This is a genomic window from Chitinophaga sp. GbtcB8, from assembly GCF_019091455.1.
In the GTDB taxonomy this organism is placed as follows: domain Bacteria; phylum Bacteroidota; class Bacteroidia; order Chitinophagales; family Chitinophagaceae; genus Chitinophaga.
The window spans coordinates 1-322 of record NZ_JAGXJN010000115.1 but is presented as its reverse complement, the minus strand read 5'-3'; the positions used below and the strand labels follow the sequence as shown (position 1 = coordinate 322).

Here is a 322-nt window from a genome sequence, read left to right as displayed (position 1 = left end):
GTATGCTCACTTACCGGCAGCTGGATGAACATGCTAACCGGCTGGCACATTACCTGCAAACAAAATATAGTGTAGGAAATGGAGTGCTGGTAGGTATTTTCCAGGAACGCAGCGAGTGGCAGGTGATCAGTATACTGGGGATCATGAAGGCAGGTGCGGCGTATGTGCCGGTAGATCCTGCTTACCCGCAGGAACGTATCCGTTATATTTTATCAGACAGTGATCTGCGTGTGTTGCTGGATGAGGCAGCGCTGTCACAATTCCGGGAGGAGCTTGCGGATTATCCTGTAACAGCCCTGCCCCGTACACTGCAGCCGGACGA

At 52.5% G+C, this 322-nt stretch carries 1 protein-coding gene; it reads left to right on the top strand.

What is annotated here, in order from left to right; genetic code table 11:
- On the top strand, positions 1 to 322 hold a 322-nt coding region (locus KVT36_RS31620), incomplete at both ends, for an AMP-binding protein (RefSeq protein ID WP_217607415.1).